The 17,192-nt window shown below is 55.6% G+C and carries 17 protein-coding genes; 11 read left to right on the forward strand and 6 right to left on the reverse strand.

Going from position 1 to position 17,192, the window contains the following annotated elements:
- Positions 1-25: 25 nt before the first annotated feature.
- The 3 genes from M9H61_RS17850 (at position 26) to M9H61_RS17860 (ending at position 4,077) form a co-directional block, all read left to right on the forward strand.
- Positions 26-802, forward strand: coding sequence for a ferredoxin--NADP reductase (locus M9H61_RS17850; protein WP_068518313.1), 777 nt, complete (start codon positions 26-28; stop codon positions 800-802).
- Positions 803-1,007: 205 nt separating this feature from the next.
- A complete protein-coding gene (locus tag M9H61_RS17855) occupies positions 1,008-2,498 on the forward strand; it encodes a PAS domain-containing methyl-accepting chemotaxis protein (protein ID WP_250282065.1) in 1,491 nt (496 codons plus the stop codon).
- A 226-nt stretch (positions 2,499-2,724) separates the two neighbouring features.
- On the forward strand, positions 2,725-4,077 hold the full coding sequence (locus tag M9H61_RS17860) for a PAS domain-containing protein (protein ID WP_250282067.1): 1,353 nt from the start codon (positions 2,725-2,727) through the stop codon (positions 4,075-4,077).
- A gap of 76 nt (positions 4,078-4,153) precedes the next feature.
- Here the strand turns inward: M9H61_RS17860 and M9H61_RS17865 are convergent, their stop codons facing one another.
- The 6 genes from M9H61_RS17865 to M9H61_RS17890 form a co-directional block, all read right to left on the reverse strand.
- Positions 4,154-4,498, reverse strand: a complete 345-nt coding sequence (locus M9H61_RS17865; protein WP_068518310.1) for a tRNA-binding protein — start codon at positions 4,496-4,498, stop codon at positions 4,154-4,156.
- A gap of 151 nt (positions 4,499-4,649) precedes the next feature.
- Positions 4,650-5,102 carry a phasin family protein gene (locus tag M9H61_RS17870; RefSeq protein WP_068518337.1) on the reverse strand — a complete coding sequence of 151 codons (453 nt, stop codon included), beginning with the start codon at positions 5,100-5,102 and terminating at the stop codon, positions 4,650-4,652.
- 228 nt (positions 5,103-5,330) lie between these two features.
- Positions 5,331-6,017, reverse strand: coding sequence for a TetR family transcriptional regulator (locus tag M9H61_RS17875; protein ID WP_250282069.1), 687 nt, complete (start codon positions 6,015-6,017; stop codon positions 5,331-5,333).
- A 33-nt stretch (positions 6,018-6,050) separates the two neighbouring features.
- The gene (proC, locus tag M9H61_RS17880; protein WP_114114408.1) at positions 6,051-6,866 is read right to left on the reverse strand and encodes a pyrroline-5-carboxylate reductase; all 816 of its coding nucleotides are present in this window, start codon (positions 6,864-6,866) and stop codon (positions 6,051-6,053) included.
- Positions 6,867-8,026: 1,160 nt separating this feature from the next.
- A complete protein-coding gene (locus M9H61_RS17885; RefSeq protein WP_170310086.1) occupies positions 8,027-8,533 on the reverse strand; it encodes a YbjN domain-containing protein in 507 nt (168 codons plus the stop codon).
- 200 nt (positions 8,534-8,733) lie between these two features.
- Positions 8,734-9,060, reverse strand: a complete 327-nt coding sequence (locus M9H61_RS17890; RefSeq protein ID WP_068518872.1) for an accessory factor UbiK family protein — start codon at positions 9,058-9,060, stop codon at positions 8,734-8,736.
- Positions 9,061-9,274: 214 nt separating this feature from the next.
- On the opposite strand from M9H61_RS17890, the gene rfaD reads away from it, so the two are divergent.
- The 8 genes from rfaD (at position 9,275) to pth (ending at position 17,157) form a co-directional block, all read left to right on the forward strand.
- Positions 9,275-10,261: an ADP-glyceromanno-heptose 6-epimerase gene (gene rfaD, locus M9H61_RS17895; RefSeq protein ID WP_068518871.1), complete on the forward strand. Its 987-nt coding sequence runs from the start codon at positions 9,275-9,277 to the stop codon at positions 10,259-10,261.
- Positions 10,262-10,391: 130 nt separating this feature from the next.
- The gene (gene lgt, locus M9H61_RS17900; protein WP_068518870.1) at positions 10,392-11,225 is read left to right on the forward strand and encodes a prolipoprotein diacylglyceryl transferase; all 834 of its coding nucleotides are present in this window, start codon (positions 10,392-10,394) and stop codon (positions 11,223-11,225) included.
- Positions 11,222-12,355, forward strand: coding sequence for a class I SAM-dependent methyltransferase (locus tag M9H61_RS17905; protein ID WP_250282071.1), 1,134 nt, complete (start codon positions 11,222-11,224; stop codon positions 12,353-12,355). Before lgt ends, M9H61_RS17905 begins: the two co-directional genes overlap by 4 nt.
- Positions 12,356-12,389: 34 nt before the next feature.
- Complete coding sequence (gene pgeF / locus M9H61_RS17910) at positions 12,390-13,211, forward strand: peptidoglycan editing factor PgeF (protein WP_250282073.1); 822 nt, start codon at positions 12,390-12,392, stop codon at positions 13,209-13,211.
- Between the two features lie 113 nt (positions 13,212-13,324).
- Positions 13,325-14,338, forward strand: a complete 1,014-nt coding sequence (locus M9H61_RS17915; protein ID WP_250282075.1) for a hypothetical protein — start codon at positions 13,325-13,327, stop codon at positions 14,336-14,338.
- A gap of 338 nt (positions 14,339-14,676) precedes the next feature.
- On the forward strand, positions 14,677-15,609 hold the full coding sequence (locus tag M9H61_RS17920; RefSeq protein ID WP_068518868.1) for a ribose-phosphate pyrophosphokinase: 933 nt from the start codon (positions 14,677-14,679) through the stop codon (positions 15,607-15,609).
- Positions 15,610-15,732: 123 nt separating this feature from the next.
- Complete coding sequence (locus M9H61_RS17925; RefSeq protein ID WP_068518867.1) at positions 15,733-16,356, forward strand: 50S ribosomal protein L25/general stress protein Ctc; 624 nt, start codon at positions 15,733-15,735, stop codon at positions 16,354-16,356.
- A 15-nt stretch (positions 16,357-16,371) separates the two neighbouring features.
- Positions 16,372-17,157, forward strand: coding sequence for an aminoacyl-tRNA hydrolase (pth, locus tag M9H61_RS17930; RefSeq protein ID WP_228196217.1), 786 nt, complete (start codon positions 16,372-16,374; stop codon positions 17,155-17,157).
- Positions 17,158-17,192 lie beyond the last annotated feature (35 nt).

Below are 17,192 nucleotides of genomic sequence, written 5' to 3' on the forward strand. Positions count from 1 at the left end.
AGACGAAACGGATTGATGTAGCGTTATGGCCAGCAATTTTAACGAAGAAACAGTCACTTACGTCCATCACTGGACTGACACACTCTTCACGTTCAAAACCACCCGCGATCCGGGCTTCCGATTCATCAATGGTCAGTTCGCTATGATCGGACTCGAAGTCGAAGGCAAGCCGCTTTTGCGCGCCTATTCGATGGTCAGTGCAAATTACGACGAAGAGCTTGAATTCTTTTCGATCAAAGTGCCGAACGGCCCGCTGACATCGCGTTTGCAGCACATCAAGGTCGGGGACAAGATTCTGGTCGGGCGCAAGCCGACCGGTACGCTTATTCATGACAACCTGCTTCCGGGCAAGAATCTGTGGCTGCTGTCGACCGGTACCGGTCTGGCACCGTTCATGAGCGTCATTCGCGATTATGAAACCTATGAGCGCTATGAAAAGGTCATTCTTGTTCATGGCTGCCGCGAGGTACGTGAACTGGCCTATCAGGAATTCATTCACAGCGAACTGCCCAATAACGAGTTCTTTGGCGAAGATGTCCAGAACAAGCTTCTGTACTATCCGACCGTGACCCGCGAGGAATTCAAAAACCAGGGCCGCATCACCGAACTGATGAAGTCCGGCAAGCTGTATGATGACCTTGGCCTGCCCAAGCCGAGTCTTGAAAATGACCGCTTCATGCTGTGTGGCAACCCGGAAATGATTGCCGACACCCGCCAGATGCTGGTCGAGTGGGGCGGCAAGGAAGGCAACATGAACGAACCCGGTCACTTTGTGATCGAGAAGGCCTTCGTCGAAAAATAAGCTGCCTTTTGCGGGCGGATGATGGCGGCATGTCGTTTGATATGCCGCCATTTTTTATGCCCGGTTTCAGATTCCCTGATAGGTTGCAGTGATCCTCCTCATATGAGGATAGGTTTACTTAGTTCTTTTGTATAGTATCCTATCCTAATGCATCGGGCTGGTTATGGCTAAGTCGTTTTCCTGATGCTGAGTGAGAGGACATCACATGGGACTTTTCGACTTATTCAAGCGTGGTGACGCCCACGCCGCTGCAAGAACGCTTGATGCACTGGAACAATCGCTGGCGGTTATCGAGTTCGATTTGCAGGGCAAGGTTTTGCGCGCAAACAAGAACTTCCTGTCGGTCATGGAATACGAGCTGTCCGAGATCGTCGGCAAGCCGCACGCGATCTTTGTGCCCGAAGACATCCGCAAGAGCCCGGATTACGAGACCTTTTGGTCCGATCTGCGGGCGGGGTCGTTCAAAAGTGCCGCATTCCAGCGAATCACCAAATCAGGTCGCCAGGTCTGGATCGAGGCCACCTATAACCCGGTGCGCGATCGCAAGGGCAAGGTCGTCAAGATCGTCAAATTTGCGTCTGACATCACCAAGCGCCAGGAAATGCTGGCCAGCTTTGAAGGCAAGGTAAATGCCATCAACCGCAGTCAGGCTGTTATCGAGTTCGATCTGAACGGTACGATCCTTGATGCCAATGACAATTTCCTGTCGGTTATGGGTTATCAGTTGTCGGAAATTGTCGGCAAGCACCATCGTCTTTTTGTCGACCGTGATTATGCCAAAAGCCAGGAATATGTCGATTTCTGGCGCGAGCTGGCCAAGGGGAATTTCTGTTCGCAGCAATTCAAGCGGTTTGCCAAGGGTGGCAAGGAAATCTGGATCGAGGCATCCTATAACCCGATCTTTGATGCCAATGGCGTGCCTTACAAGGTGGTCAAATACGCCATTGATATTACCGATCAGATCACGCTTCTGACCGATCTTAAAAAGATGATCGACAACAATTTCAGCGAAATCGATCGCAGTCTGAGCGACCTTGATCAGCGCTCCAGCGATGCCTATTCGTCCTGCGAAAAAACATCGGCCAACGTCCAGACTGTTGCCGCCGGTGCCGAAGAACTTGCCGCATCGATTTCGGAAATCTCGCGCAGTATGGCAGAAGCCCGCGCGATCACCGATCAGGTGTTCGAGAAATCGATTGCTGCTGGTACATCGACCGAAAAAATGAACGAAGTGGTCGCCGCCATGGGCAGCATCATCGATGTGATCCAGGACATTGCAGGTCAGATTAACCTGCTTGCGCTGAATGCGACGATTGAATCGGCCCGCGCCGGTGAAGCCGGCAAAGGTTTTGCCGTTGTCGCCAACGAGGTCAAGAGCCTTGCCAATCAGGTCGCCAAGGCAACCGAACAGATCACAAGCGAGATCGAAGGGGTGCAGAGCATTTCGGTCGAAGTATCCGATGTGCTTGGTGCAATCCGCAACGAAGTCGAAGGTGTGTTGAACAATGTGACAACCATTTCGTCAGCTGTTGAGGAGCAGAGTGCGGTGACCCAGCAGGTGTCAAGCAGCATGCAAAGCATGGCAACATCGGTCGAGCAGTTTTCAAGCAGCGTTAATTTCATCCGCGATGCATCGTCCGCAGTACAAAGCAATGTCGGACGGACCCGCGAAGCGGCCCTTGTACTGGCGCGCTAACGGGCATATCGGCTTTGGCAATGTTGCCAGGGACCATCAATCTGAAAGGGGTCATGACGGGAAAACTGTCATGGCCCATTCTTTTTTGGGATGAGGTTCAAAATCCTATCCATAGGTATGTGGTTTACTCCTCAAATGAGGATGTCTGGATAGGGGGCTGGGCGCTATATTCGCCGCAACGAATATTTGCAACGGCGCATAAAGTTGCTTCTCAGGAGATCCGGCCATGAATTCAATCATTTCCATTATTCGCGAAAATATCGATGTCTCGGACGAGCTGATCGCTGCGATAGATGCATCATTCGCTGTGGTGGAGTTTGATCTGGATGGCACAGTGCTGAACGTCAATGAAAGCTTCATGAAGCTGACCGGCTATGAAGAGGATGAGGTTGTCGGACAGCATCATTCGATGTTCCTGCCCGAAGAAATGCTTAATGGCCCGGATTACGAAATGTGCTGGGCGGATTTGCGGGCGGGCAAGCGCAAACAGGTTGAAGTACCATGCATCACGAAATCCGGGGACCGTATCTGGGTCGAGGAAACCTATGCCCCGGTGCGCAACAGTGATGGCGAACTGGTCAAGATTGTGCGGTTCGGGGTGAATGTCACGGAACGTCATGAAATGGTTGCCGATCTGCAAGGCAAGGTCGATGCAATCCGCCACAGCCACGCCATCGTCAAATTTGACGCCAATGGCATCATCCTGAATGCCAACCGGCATTTTCTGGCGGCGATGGGCTATGATCTTTCCGAAGTGGTCGGACAGCATCACAGCATGTTCGTTGGTGAGGAATATGCCAAAAGTTCGGCCTATCAGGCGTTCTGGCGGTCGCTTGCCAATGGCGAGTCAAAAATACGCCAGTTCAAATATTTCGGCAAAGACGGACGGGAAGTCTGGTTCGAGGCGACCTATAGCCCGGTGCTTGATGTCTATGGCGAGGTGATCAAGATCATCAATCTTGCTGTGGATATTACTGACGAGGTCAGCGAGCTGATTGGCCTGAAATCAACGCTTGAGGTCAATTTCGCCGAGGTCGATGAACATATCGAAGGTGTTGATCGCCAATGCGAAACCGCCGAACAGATGTTCCGTCAGGCCCAGGCCCATCTCGAAGCCAGCAATATCGCATCGGGTGTTCTGGTCGGATGTGTTGGTGAAACGCTGGAACGCATGACCGAATTGCGGTCGGTCTCCGACCATGTTTTCGATACGGTCATCGAAGGCGATGTGGCGGCGGTCGCGCTTGAAAATGCGGTCGACAGGTTGCGTGACGGTGCCGGGGAAAATTCCGAACTGGCAGAACAGATCGATAATCTTGATGAATGTGTTACCGAAAGTTCGCGGATCCTGACGTCATTGCGGCTTGAACTGAAGGAGATGCTGAACCGGATGGCGGTGGTGTCGCTGGCGATCGAGAAACATGGCGATGTTACCGGTCAGATGACCAGTGAAATGCACGGCATTCAGACATCGCTTGATGCCGCCCAGAACGCAATTGCAACCATCGGTCAGTCGACAGAGGAAATGGCCCTTACCATCGGCCGGTCACGGGAAGTATCCGTCGTATTGGCGCGTTAGTCGGGCGAGGCAGCGCGGCAATGAGCGGGACAGGCATGATCGTGCCTGTCCCTTTTTCATACGGGCGAGCATTGGCCTAGAACAGGCGCGCCCCATTGGGGACATCCTGATCCGGGCGGATCAGAACGATGCCCTTGTCGTCTTCGCCGTCGGGGAAGCCCAGACACAGGAATTCGGACATGAACGGGCCGACCTGTTTTTTCGGGAAATTGACCACACCGGCGACCTGGCGGCCGATGAGTTTTTCCGGGCTGTAATATTTGGTGATCTGGGCGGATGTTTTCTTGGTCCCGATTTCCGGGCCGAAATCGACCCAAAGTTTCAGGGCCGGGCGGCGGGCTTCGGGGAATTCCTGGGCGTCGATGACAGTACCGACGCGAATATCGACTTTCAGAAAGTCATCAAAACTGATTTCGCTCACTGTGGGGCCTCCTTGTTTTGCGCAAGCTTAGTCGAGGCGCAGACCGTAAATCAATCGGTTAAGGTGGGCGTGATATCCGGCAAAAGAAAAATGGCAGGACCAAAAGGCCCTGCCATCAAGTAGATTACGGGAAGTGTTCAGCGAAAAGCTGTTACTTCGCAGCAGCGGTCTTTTCGATCGCTGCCTTGAATTCATCAAGGGATTCGGTAAAGCGAGCCTGCAGAAGAGAAAGGGCCTCTTCCTGGGACTTGGTTACCAGACCAGAGAGTTCCTTGGCGTTCGAAAGTGCTTCTTCGTATGCAGCTTTCGCGGCTTCGGTCTGCTTGGCAGCCGTTGCCATCGGATCGTCAGCTGTAGTAGCAGCGAAATCCTTGCCCTGGGTCTGAACTTTATCCAGCAGCGTTTTGAAGATTTCGCTCTGACGCTGAGCGACAGCCTGGAACCCGTCGAAGGCCACCTTGTTGGCTTTGGTGAGGGCTTCCACGTTTTTACGCTGGAAAGCCATCATTTCGTTCACGTCAACACCCGGAATTTTGAAATCCGCAGTGTATTTGGTGAAGTCGAGGTCAAAGAACGGGTTGGTTGCCTTTTTTGCGGCGGTCATGGTTTTGCACTCCATCAACATTTGCAACAGGTGTGGAATGAGGCGCTATTGTGCGCCGCACAAATTCAACTGCAATATGCCGGAATGCATCCGATCCGTCAAGGGTTATTTTGCACTGCACAATAACTTTAAGGTTAATGTTTTGTGTCGTGATATTCCCATAGGTTGGGTTGTCGGATTTCCTGCGTCAGATCAGAAACTTAGCCATCCGGCACGGATTGCCTGTTCTTATTGACGGGCATCGGTCGGCTGTGTGTCAGCCCGGTGGGATGATTTTTTCGACCGGATCTGCTGGCATTTTTCAGACAGTTTGCGACACAGTCCTGTCGCCTTGCCCAGACCTTTTTCAACCTGTCCGTCCCAACCGGCGGCCTTTGACAATTCCCGATCAAGATAGGCCATGGTCGGGGCAAAGTCGGTGCTGTCATCATCAAGCCAGTGGCGGAATGTTCTGGTATAGATGGCGGTAAGGCCGGCAACCCGAAGGGACCCCTGAAGGCCTGATGTGCGAAAACCGGCAGCTTCAAGCATCCAGCGCATCGAGCCGAAATGGCTTTTGATCGCGCGGATCGAGTCTGCGGGGCCAAGATCCCCCCGTGATTTAAGGATCGAGCGCAGGGCATCACGATGGTCGGCCAGGGCGTCAAACCGCGCCATGATCACCGCAATCAGCCGGTCATGGCCGGGTTCGGCAAAGTCATCCTCGTGAAGATCGGCCAGGACTTCGTGGTCGATCCGGGCGATGAAGCGGCGCAGGATATCGGCCTTACCACCGACATGGGCGTGGCAATCGGCGATGGTCACGCCCGCGGTTTGGGCAATGTCGATGATGGTGACGTCATGCCAGCTTTTTTCTGTAGCCAGTTTCAGGGCGGCATCGATCAGGATATTGGCGATATCCTTTTTGGCGGGCATGACGGTCTCCAATCTTTTGGGTGTCGTTATCAATCAGCCGGCAAGTTCGACCGACCGTTTGCGTGCAGCTTCGACCGCGCGGGTCATCAGTTCGGGCAGGCCGGTTGTCTGATCCATCAGAACATCAAGGGCCGCGGCCGTGGTGCCGCCCGGACTTGTGACATTCTGACGAAGGGTGGCAGCAGTTTCTTCGCTGGCATCAAGCAGGAAACCGGCCCCGATCACGGTCTGACGGGCAAGCAGCATGGCCTGCTCTGCCGGAAGGCCGGCTGCTTCGCCAGCCTGTGCCATGGCTTCGACCATATGGAAGATATAGGCCGGGCCACTGCCCGAAAGGGCGGTGACCGCATCCATCAGGCTTTCATCTTCGACCCAGGATACCAGCCCGACCGTGGCCAGCAGGGTTTCGCACATGTCGCGCTGGGCGATGCTGACATTTTCGGTCGGGCACATCACGGTCATGCCGCGCGAAACAGCCGCCGGGGTATTGGGCATGGCGCGCACGATGCGGGCAAGCTCGCCCAGATGGCGTGCGAAAAATTCGATGGTCTTGCCCGCGGCAACCGACAGGAACACGGTTTCTGCCCGGACCAGCGGTTTATAAGCGTCAATCACATCGGGAAGGACCTGTGGCTTGACGGCAAACAGAACGACCTGCGGGATAAAGTCCTGCGGAACATCGGCGACATCGGTGATGCCATTGATGCCATAGCTGGTGGCAAGTTTCTCGGCTGCTTCGGGTTGTTCGACAATATAGACATTGTCGGCCTTGAGCCCCTGGGCCAACCAGCCTTCAAGCATGGCACTTCCCATTTTGCCACAGCCGACCAGCAAAAGACGCGTATTCATGAAATCTGCTCCGCTTTATCCATCGGGTTCTGTTGAGTGTGTTGCGATCAACAGTCGTCAAGCAATGCCGTAGCGATCTTCTCAAGGTGGGTCAAGTCGCAGCGAAGGACAAGTGGTCTTGTCCCGATGCTGTTGAAAAAACAGGTCTTAGCCGCTTGGCGGATGGTTTGGCTGGCAAGTGCGGCCTTTGCCGGATTTTGTTTCGCCCGACCCCGTTCTGCCACGGCGATTACGGGCAATCTGTTGCGCAGGCAAGGCCGCGGAAAGTGGTGAAAAAAATCAACGACCAACAAGAATGAGTGGCAATGGCGTCACGCCCCTGTCAAATCCCGACGGGGTTTCGGGGCGCGGGTTGCGAGGTTGCGAGGTTACGGCAGCGCGGGTTGGCTGCGGATCGGGGATCAGGGCATCGGGATGTCGGAGTCTGGTGATATCGCGGGGCCGGGGACCCGGCGCCGGGTTGGCGGGGTAACGGCGATTGAGGCGTCGGGATGTGGGGGCATATCGGGTGCCGGGCTGGTCAATTGTCATGCTCCAATCTTAACCCCGGTTTCGGCTCCGGCTTCGGTCTCGGCCCCGGTTCCGGCATCCGCCTCAGCCTCAGCCTAGGCTTCATGCTCAACCTTTGCTTTGACCACGATGACAGGCGGACATGGGATGCGCGCTGTCTGGCGGCTCGGTTCGGGCCGTGGCGTGCGAGGGCGGTGAGGTTGGGGGCGCGGACCTTGCGATCCGGCCGGGGCGCGGCGACCGGCGGGGCATGGGGAGGCAAACTGTCTGGCGTTGCCGCCTTACCTTGCCGGGGGCGGTGGTGGTGTTGGCGATCACGGGGACGGGGTGCTCGGGCCGGGTCGCGGTGACCGGCGGGGGATGGGGAGGCAAACTGTCTTGTGGCGCCGCCTTACCTTGCCGGGGGGGGGCGGTGGTGGTCTTGGCGAACAGTTGGACGGGGTGCTCAGGCAGGGCCGCGGTGATGGGGCCGCGTGACAGGAGGCGGTATTGGGTGTGAAGGGAAGCGGTTTCAGATTCGCATGCGTCAAGCACGGACCGGCGAGTATGCCGGTCGCGGTTGCAAAGAGATTGGCGGTTTGAGGAGAGGCAGTCTGTTGCGGCCCGGCTTTGATCAAAAAGGGCAGGGCCGCACATATGCCAAAGGCGGTTTATGCCTGTCCGGCCGGTTCAAGCATGGCATGGGTCAGGGCTTCGTCAGGTGACTTGCCTTGTCCAAGCACGAAGTTGAAGGCCGGGAAGAAGCGTTCGCATTCCGAAATCGCGATATCGATCAGTTCTTCGAACTGTTCGACCATCGGCGGGACATCGCCACCAAACAGCAGGGTATGACGGAACAGCGGCATGTTTTCTTCGAGCCACAATCCGAAATGCCCGATCCAGAGCTGTTCATTGCATTTGGTCACCAGTTCATACATGCGCGGACGCAGCGGTTCTGGCACAAACAGATCAAAGCAGCAGGCAATATGCAGTGCTTCGGCATCGTCGCGCCAGGTGAAATAGACCAGATAGGTACACCAGTGGGCCGGAATTTCGACCACCACCTCGTCTGAGCTGCGTCGTTCCAGATGCCATTGGTTCGTGCGGGCGATATCTTCGACAAGAAGCAACGGATTTTCGTCGCCAAGGTCGCCAATATCCTCCATTTGGTCGTTCATATATACCCAGCCTGTATCAGCATGTGCGAAAGGGCGCGCACTATATGCCGGTGCCCGCCGTCTTTCAACCGTCCCGCGACGCAGGACAGCAATGAATTTCGGAAATGGGGTCAACCCTGATCCGTTTTATCGGTCTGATCGACCTTTCCACGATCCTGATAAGACGGTCTGCATCCCTTTATGTGGGGATTAAACCGCGCTTAGGAGTCTTTTTTTGCAGCTGATTTTGATGCGGTGCGTTTTGCCGCCGGTTTGCTGGCCGGTGCCGCGGCGGATTCCGCAGTTTCAAGGCGCTTTTCAAGATCGGCAATGCGGGCTTCAAGCGCATCGATGCGTTCGGCGGCCTTGATGGCAACGTCGTGAACAACGTCGAATTCTTCGCGGGTGACCATATCCATGCCCATCAGGATTTTTTCAAACTGCTGACGGACAAGGGCATCAACTTCGCCTTTGACGCCGGTCATGGTGCCCAGTGCAGAATTGGTCACACGGGTAAGGTCGTCGAGAATGCGGTTGTTGATCTGCATTGTTGTGGTCTCCGGCTTTTGGATCAAAGTGTTGCGCATAATATGGGTGTTTGGCCTGACAGGGCAAGCCGATCATCCGATCAGTCGCAGCAGGTTTTGTTATCAGTTTGACGATATCGTGATTTTAAGTGGCTTTTCTTGCTCCAGATCAGGGGCGGTCCTATAAAGTGACCAGAAAATTTGATTAATGGGCTGAGCCCGCCAGGAGAATGCAATGCTTATCGTCACCGGTGGTGCCGGTTTTATCGGTTCCAATATTGTTGCTGCCCTTGAAGAACGCGGTGAAACCGAAATTGTTGTCGTCGATCGTCTGCGCGACGGTATCAAATGGAAAAACATCGCCAAACGCAATCTGCGCGACATTGTTCATCCCGATGATTTGCCGGCATTTCTTGAAAAGCATTCCGGGGATGTCGAGGCCATTTTCCACATGGGCGCGATATCCGCGACCACGGAAACCGATGCCGACAAGATCCTGAACAACAACCTGAAACTGACGACCTGGCTTTGGGAATGGTGTTCGCGTCATTCGGCACGCCTGATCTATGCATCCTCTGCCGCGACCTATGGCGATGGCAAACAGGGGTTCGATGACAGCTTTGATGCCGACGATCTGGCAAAGCTGGCACCGCTTAATGCCTATGGCTGGTCGAAACATGCGACCGACCGCCGGTTCCGTCGCATTCTTGATCAGAACGGTTTCCGCCCCAAACAGTGGGCGGGGCTTAAATTCTTTAACGTTTATGGCCCGAATGAGTACCATAAGGGCGGCATGCGGTCGGTCGTCTCGCAGATGTTTGACAAGCTGTCAGCCGGTGAAACGGCCACACTTTTCAAATCCCACCACCCGGATTACGAGGATGGCGGGCAGTTGCGCGACTTTGTCTGGGTCGGGGATGTCGTCAATATCATCATGTGGCTGTATGACAATCCGGAAGTCAGCGATCTGTTCAATATCGGGACCGGCAAGGCGCGCAGCTTCAAGGATCTGGCATTGGCGGTGTTTAGCGCCATGGGCAAGGAGCCGGTGATCAATTACATCCCGACCCCTGAAGCCATCCGCGACAAGTACCAGTATTTCACCGAAGCCAACATGGCCAAGCTGCGCAAGGCCGGTTACGCCGCCGAGATGACATCGCTTGAAGAAGGGGTGCGTCTTTATATCCAGGATTATCTCGCGACCGAGGACCCGTTCCGGTAATTGCCGGATGTGTCGCAGCAAGGGCCAAATCGCACGATATCGTCAGCCGGTTTGCCATGATGCTGCCCATATCCTTTGGGACACGAACATCATCCATTTTGACAACTGATTGCCAACCGGAGTTTTCCCGATGCTCAGCCTTGCCTTTCCGGCGATAGACCCGATTGCGATTTCCATCGGCCCGATTGCCATTCGCTGGTATGCGCTGGCCTATATTGCCGGGTTGCTGCTGGGGTGGAAATATGTGGTTTATTACTGCACCAAGACGCCTAACATCATGAGCAAACGCGATGTGGATGATTTGCTGTTCTGGGCAACGCTTGGTGTGATTCTTGGCGGCCGGTTGGGCTATATCCTGTTTTACAATCTGGATTATTATCTTGAGAACCCGGCCAATATCCTGAAGGTCTGGCAGGGCGGCATGGCATTCCATGGCGGCTTTATGGGGGTGATTGTTGCCATCATCCTGTTTGCGCGCAAACGCGGGATTTCGATCCTTGCCGTGCTGGATGCCGCCGCGGTGGCAACCCCGATAGGTTTGTTCTTTGGCCGGATTGCCAATTTCATCAATGGCGAGCTGTTCGGACGCACAACCGATGTGGCCTGGGGGATTGTGTTCCCCAATGGCGGACCCGAGCCGCGCCATCCCAGCCAGCTTTATGAAGCAGCCCTTGAAGGGTTGATCCTGTTTGTTGTGCTGTTTGTTCTGTCGCGCAGTGCTTTTGTACGCCATCGCCCGGGTATTCTGGGCGGAACGTTTGTTGCCGGCTATGGCATTTCGCGGATCATTGTCGAATTCTTCCGTCAGCCCGATGCGCAGCTTGGCTTCCTTGCCGGCGGGGCAACCATGGGGCAGCTTCTGTCGGTTCCGATGGTTCTGGTTGGTGTCGGATGTATTGTCTATGCGATGAAATCAGCCCCGATTGAAACCCGCCAGCATCCCAAAGAGGCAGAAGCCGCGTGAGCCAGGTGCCTGAAACCCCGTCGCCACTTCTTGATCATATCAAACGCCGGATCGCGCTTTCCGGGCCGATCAGCATTGCCGATTTCATGAATGAGGCCCTGGCCCATCCGGAATATGGATACTACCGCAAGCAGGACCCGTTCGGGCGGGCCGGTGACTTTATCACCGCGCCCGAAGTCAGCCAGATGTTTGGCGAACTGATCGGGCTGTGGGCGGCGGTAAGCTGGCAACAGATGGGCTGTCCGCCCAAGATTGATCTGATCGAACTGGGGCCGGGGCGTGGCACCTTGATGGCCGATGCCCTGCGGGCGGTGCGCAATGTGCCGGGGTTTGGTGATGCGCTGACCGTGCGGTTTGTCGAAACCAGCCCGGTTTTGCGTACCCATCAGCAAACCGCCATCATGGCATCAGGGATACCGGCAACATGGCATGAAGCGTTTGACGATATTCCGGTCCGTGCGGATGTTCCGGCCATCATCATCGGCAATGAATTCTTTGATGCATTGCCGATCCGCCAGTTCGAACGCGGCGATCATGGCTGGGCAGAGCGGCTTGTCGGTGTTGATGCCGACAGTGGTGAACTGGGATTTGTACGCGGGCGTGAAACACCGGTGACCGATGCGCTGATCCCCGCGACCTTGCGCGGGTCTGCAAAAAAGGGTGACATCTTTGAAAGCTGCGCGCCGGCAATTGCCATCGCCGATCAGGTCGCGCGCCGTCTGAATGAAACCCACGGGGCGGCGCTGTTTATTGATTACGGTCATCCAAGCAGCGCATTTGGCGATACGTTGCAAGCGTTAAAGGGGCATGAATATCATCCGGTCCTGCGTGATCCGGGGGATGCCGATCTGACGGCGCATGTGGATTTTGCCGCCATCGCACGGGCGATGAACGAAGCCGGGGCACGAACCGGTGCGGTTCTGACCCAGGGGACGTTTCTTAGGATGCTGGGCATTGAACAGCGTGCCGAGCTTTTGAAAACCGGTGCCGATGACCAGCAGGCGGTTGCGATTGACCAGGCGCTGGCACGACTTGTTGATGCCGATCAGATGGGAACGCTTTTTAAAGTTCTGATCGGGTATGGTCGCGAGACCACGCCGCCACCTTGCGTCAGCGGTGTCGCAGGATAAATACCGACCATTCAAACCTTGGAGCCCGCAAACCATGACCCATCCGATCACTGTCGGTATTGAACGTTCGTCAAACGGTCTGATCTGGTTTGAAGCCGAACGTCTTTCGGGGAACGACGGGGTGCGCCACGGGTTCCTGAGCCGCAAGGGCGGGGTCAGTGATGGCATCCATGGCGGGCTGAATGTCAGGTTCGGGTCAGATGATGACAAGAACCGGGTGGCCGAAAACCGGGCACGCGCGGCATCGGCCTTTGCAACGGATGCGCAAAACCTGACGACGGTGTATCAGGTCCATGGCACCGATGTTGCGGTTCTTGATCGGCCGCTTTCACGTGACGAGGCCCCCAAGGCCGATGCGATGGTGACAGACCGGCCGGGCATCATGCTGGGAATTCTGACCGCCGATTGCACGCCGGTTCTGTTTCATGATCCGGTTGCAGGGGTGATTGGCGCGTGCCATTCCGGATGGCGCGGATCATATGGCGGCATTTCGGCCAGCACGGTTGCGGCGATGGAAAAGCTCGGTGCGAAGCGCGAAAATATCACCGCCGCTGTTGGCCCGTGCATTGCGCGCAAATCCTATGAGGTGGATGGCGCGTTTCGCGAGACCATTCTGGGCGGCCCGGAAGGCAGTGATGATTTGTTTGATCCATCGGTGCGCGACGGGCATTTCATGTTCGATCTGCCCGAATATGTACGCCGCCGGACCATTGCGACCGGTATTGCATCGGTCGAACTGGTGGCGCGCGATACCCTGGCTGAAGAAGACTTGTTTTACAGTTATCGCCGGACCACGCTTCGCAAGGAGCCCGATTATGGCCGGCAACTTTCCGCAATCATGTTAACCGAGGCGTAGGGCCGCAAACGGCCCGGGGGGATACGTCATGCCGCATATGATTATGCTGTTTTTCTTTATGATCATCGCGACCATGGTCGGTTGCGTTTTGATGTGAATATATAAGTGACGTTATGAAATCGATCCTCCGTTCCCTTGTTCTTTGCATGTTGATGTTGGCGCCGCTGGCGGCGTGTGGTGATTTGCCCCGCCCGTTCGAGGGGGCGGGACGCGAAGGTGATCCGTCGCTTCTGGAATTGCGCGATGCCGGAACGGTTCGGGTCGAGGCAGGGGATGATTTGCCGGACGGGGCATCGGCACATCTGGCACGGGCGATGGCGCGTGCCCTTCGCAATCGGGATATTCCGGCCTATAGCGACAGTCTGATTGGCGGGGATTATATCCTGCGTCCCAATGTGGTGGCCAATCTGGTCGAAGACGGGGCGAAGCTTGATGTGACATGGGTTTTGATGCGCCCGGACGGGCTTGCGATCGATACCGCGCGTGCCCAGGGTGAATTGTCTGCCGAACAATGGTTTGCCGACAGTCCGAACGGCCCGGAAGAAAGCAATCTTGCCCTGCCCAAGGAGTTTGCCGAGAAAGTGCGCGAGCTTGACGGCATCAAGGAAAACCCGATCCACAAGACCTATGACGGGCTGGTGGCCGAGTCCGCCGATCAGATTGCCTTTATGATTACCGGCGACCGGTCGGCCTTCAAGGCGGCACCCTTCATGAAGATTGCCCTGATCGATTTTGCCGGTGCGCCGGGTGACGGGAACACCGCCCTTGCGCGGTCCGCCGGGGCCTTGTTGCAGTCAAAGGGCATTCTTGTTGATAACAAGGATATCGGCGAACACAGTGTCATTCTGTCTGCGACCATTGATGTCAGCCCGATTGAAAACGGTCAGAAACCGCCGGTCGACAAGGTTTCGATCGAATGGGTGATCATGGAACCCGATGGCAGTGAGCTTGGCCAGATGAACCAGAACAATGTCGTGCCCCATGGCAGTCTTGACAAATACTGGGGGGCGGTGGCGTCACTTGCGGCACAGGCCGCGGTCGAAACCCTTGAAGGGGTTCTGGGGCAGATTGCCACGCGCAAGCAATTGCAATTGCGCGCAGATAAAAAGACACTTTCGTCGCGATAGGGCAGTTTGAGAACCGGGCAAGAACCGGGCAGGAACCGGGAGACGGGCCGGGATGATCGCCTGATGCATGACTGCCTTGTCGTGATTTGTCACTGGGCCCATTTACAGACTGTTAACGGCTGGTTATAAAGCCGCCGCGATCTGCCAAGGTGCGGGTTTGCCTATATATGGTCTTTGAGTGTCGTGAACATGTCGTCTATCCGGGCGGGGTTTCCCCGGTTTCCGGGCTTTTGGGCGACAAGGCAAGCAGGGAACCATCCCGGCAGAATGCACCGACCCGGATTCGCAATAGAATTTGTTTTTTCGCTTTCCCGGCACCCATTAACCGAGGCCCCGCTATGAAGATCCTCGCTGGTAACAGTAACCGCCCGTTGGCTGAGGCAATTGCTGACCATCTGAATCTGCCGCTTACCCGTGCAGATGTTAAGCGTTTCTCCGATGAGGAAATCTGGTGTGAAATTCAGGAAAACGTCCGCGGTGAGGACGTTTTTGTCATTCAGAGCACCTCTTTCCCCGCAAACGACAACCTGATGGAACTTCTGGTGATACTCGACGCGCTGCGTCGTGGGTCTGCACGTCGCATCACGGCTGTCATTCCGTATTTCGGCTATGCCCGTCAGGATCGTAAATCGGGTCCCCGTACCCCGATTTCGGCAAAGCTTGTTGCCAACCTGATCACGGTTGCCGGTGCAGACCGCGTTCTGACCATGGACCTCCACGCCGGTCAGATCCAGGGCTTCTTCGACATTCCGCTTGATAACCTGTTTGCATCGCCGGTTCTGACCAGCGACATCCGCAACAAGTTCGAAGGCCAGAAACTGGTCATCGTCAGCCCGGATGTCGGCGGTGTTGCCCGTGCGCGTTCCGTTGCAAAACGCCTTGATGCCGAACTTGCGATCATTGACAAACGTCGCCCGCAGGCCGGCGTTTCCGAAGTGATGCACGTCATCGGTGACGTCAAGGATGCGGCCTGCATCCTGGTTGACGATATCGTTGATTCGGCCGGTACCCTTTGCAATGCAGCCGGTGCCCTTAAAGAGCGCGGCGCATCGTCGGTTGCGGCATATGTTTCCCACGGTGTCCTGTCGGGCCCGGCGGTTGAACGTATTGCCAATTCGCCGATGACCGAAGTCGTTACCACCGATTCCATCCGGGCTTCGGATGCGGTGCGTGATTGCGCAAAAATCCGACAGCTTCCGATTGCGCCGCTGATGGCAGAAGCCATTCGCCGTATCTCGGAAGAAAAATCTGTTTCCGTTCTTTTCGATTGAGGGTATAAGGCCCTCGCCGCGGTGGCACCCCTGGAGGCCACCGCGCTTGTTTTCGTGGGCTTTCAGCGGTGATTTTCACCAACCTGCGAAGACAATATTTTACTAGTTCAAGGAGATTTTCCGATGGCAAATACTGTTATCTCTGCGGAAATCCGTGAACGGGCCGGAAAGGGGGCCGCCCGTGCCGTGCGTCGTGCCGGTATGGTCCCTGGTGTTATTTATGGTGCAAAACAGGAACCTGTTCTGTTCCAGATTGACCCGCGTCCGCTTTGGAAACTTCTGCATAAGCCGGGCTTCTATTCTCATGTTCTGACTGTTGAAGTCGGCAAAGAGAAATACGAAGTTCTGCCGCGCGACGTTCAGTTCGACAAAGTTACCGACGAAATCATGCACGTTGACCTTCTGCGCTTTGCAAAAGGCCAGACCATCCACGTTGAAGTTCCGGTTCGCTTCGAAAACGAAGAGAAATCCCCGGGCATCAAAAAAGGTGGTGTTCTTAACGTTGTTCGTCACGATGTTGAAGTCATCTGCGCTCCGAATGCAATTCCGGAAGAGCTGGTCTTCGACCTTTCTGGCGTTGAAGTTGGTGACTCGATCCACATTTCGGCAATTACCCTGCCGAAAGGTGTCGAGCTTGCGATCACCGACCGTGACTTCACCGTTGCGACTGTTGCTGCTCCGTCCGCTCTGAAATCGGAAGAAAATGCCGAATCAGACGAAGACGAAGAAGAAGCAACCGAAGAATAAGATCGAGGTCTTACGATGTTTTTGGTGGTTGGATTGGGAAACCCGGGATCGGGATATGCCGCCAATCGCCACAACATTGGCTTCATGGCGGCGGACGAACTCGTCCGCCGCTATTCTTTTGGTCCCTGGCGCAAAAAGTTTCAGGGCCAGATTTCCGAAGGTGAATTGAACGGTCAGAAAGTTCTGGTTCTGAAACCGGAAACCTTCATGAACCTGTCGGGGCAAAGCGTTGGCGAAGTGCTGCGCTTTTATAAAATTCCGGTCGAAAACGTTATTGTTCTTCATGATGAGCTGGATTTGCCACCGGGCAAATTGCGCGTCAAACGCGGCGGCGGACATGGCGGGCATAACGGTTTGCGATCCATTGACGCCCATTGTGGCAAGGAATATCGCCGCGTTCGTCTTGGCATTGGTCATCCCGGGGATAAATCCCGTGTGCATGGTCATGTTCTTGGGGATTTCTCCAAGGCCGAGCAGGATGGCTGGCTGATGACGCTTCTGGACGGTGTTGCCGCCGAATTCGGGCGGCTGGTCAAGGGTGATGACGGTGGCTTTATGAGCAAGGTCTCGGCCATTGTGAACCCGCCCAAGCCAAAGGCACCGAAAAAGGACAAGCCGGATGCCAAACCGGCCAAAAAGGATGGCGATGCGGATGCCGGTTTGCAAACGCGCGACGGCGACGGATTGGATGATTTGTCCGGTGCGGCAAAAGTCCGCGTTGAACGTGCGGACACACCGGTCAGCAATGCTGCTTCGGCCATGGCCGAAGCCCTTGCCAAGGCATTTGGCAAAAAGAAATAGTCTTTCGGCCGGGGGCTGCCCGGGCCGATCCTGAT

The sequence above is a fragment of the Thalassospira sp. GO-4 genome, assembly GCF_023588965.1.
GTDB lineage: Bacteria > Pseudomonadota > Alphaproteobacteria > Rhodospirillales > Thalassospiraceae > Thalassospira > Thalassospira povalilytica.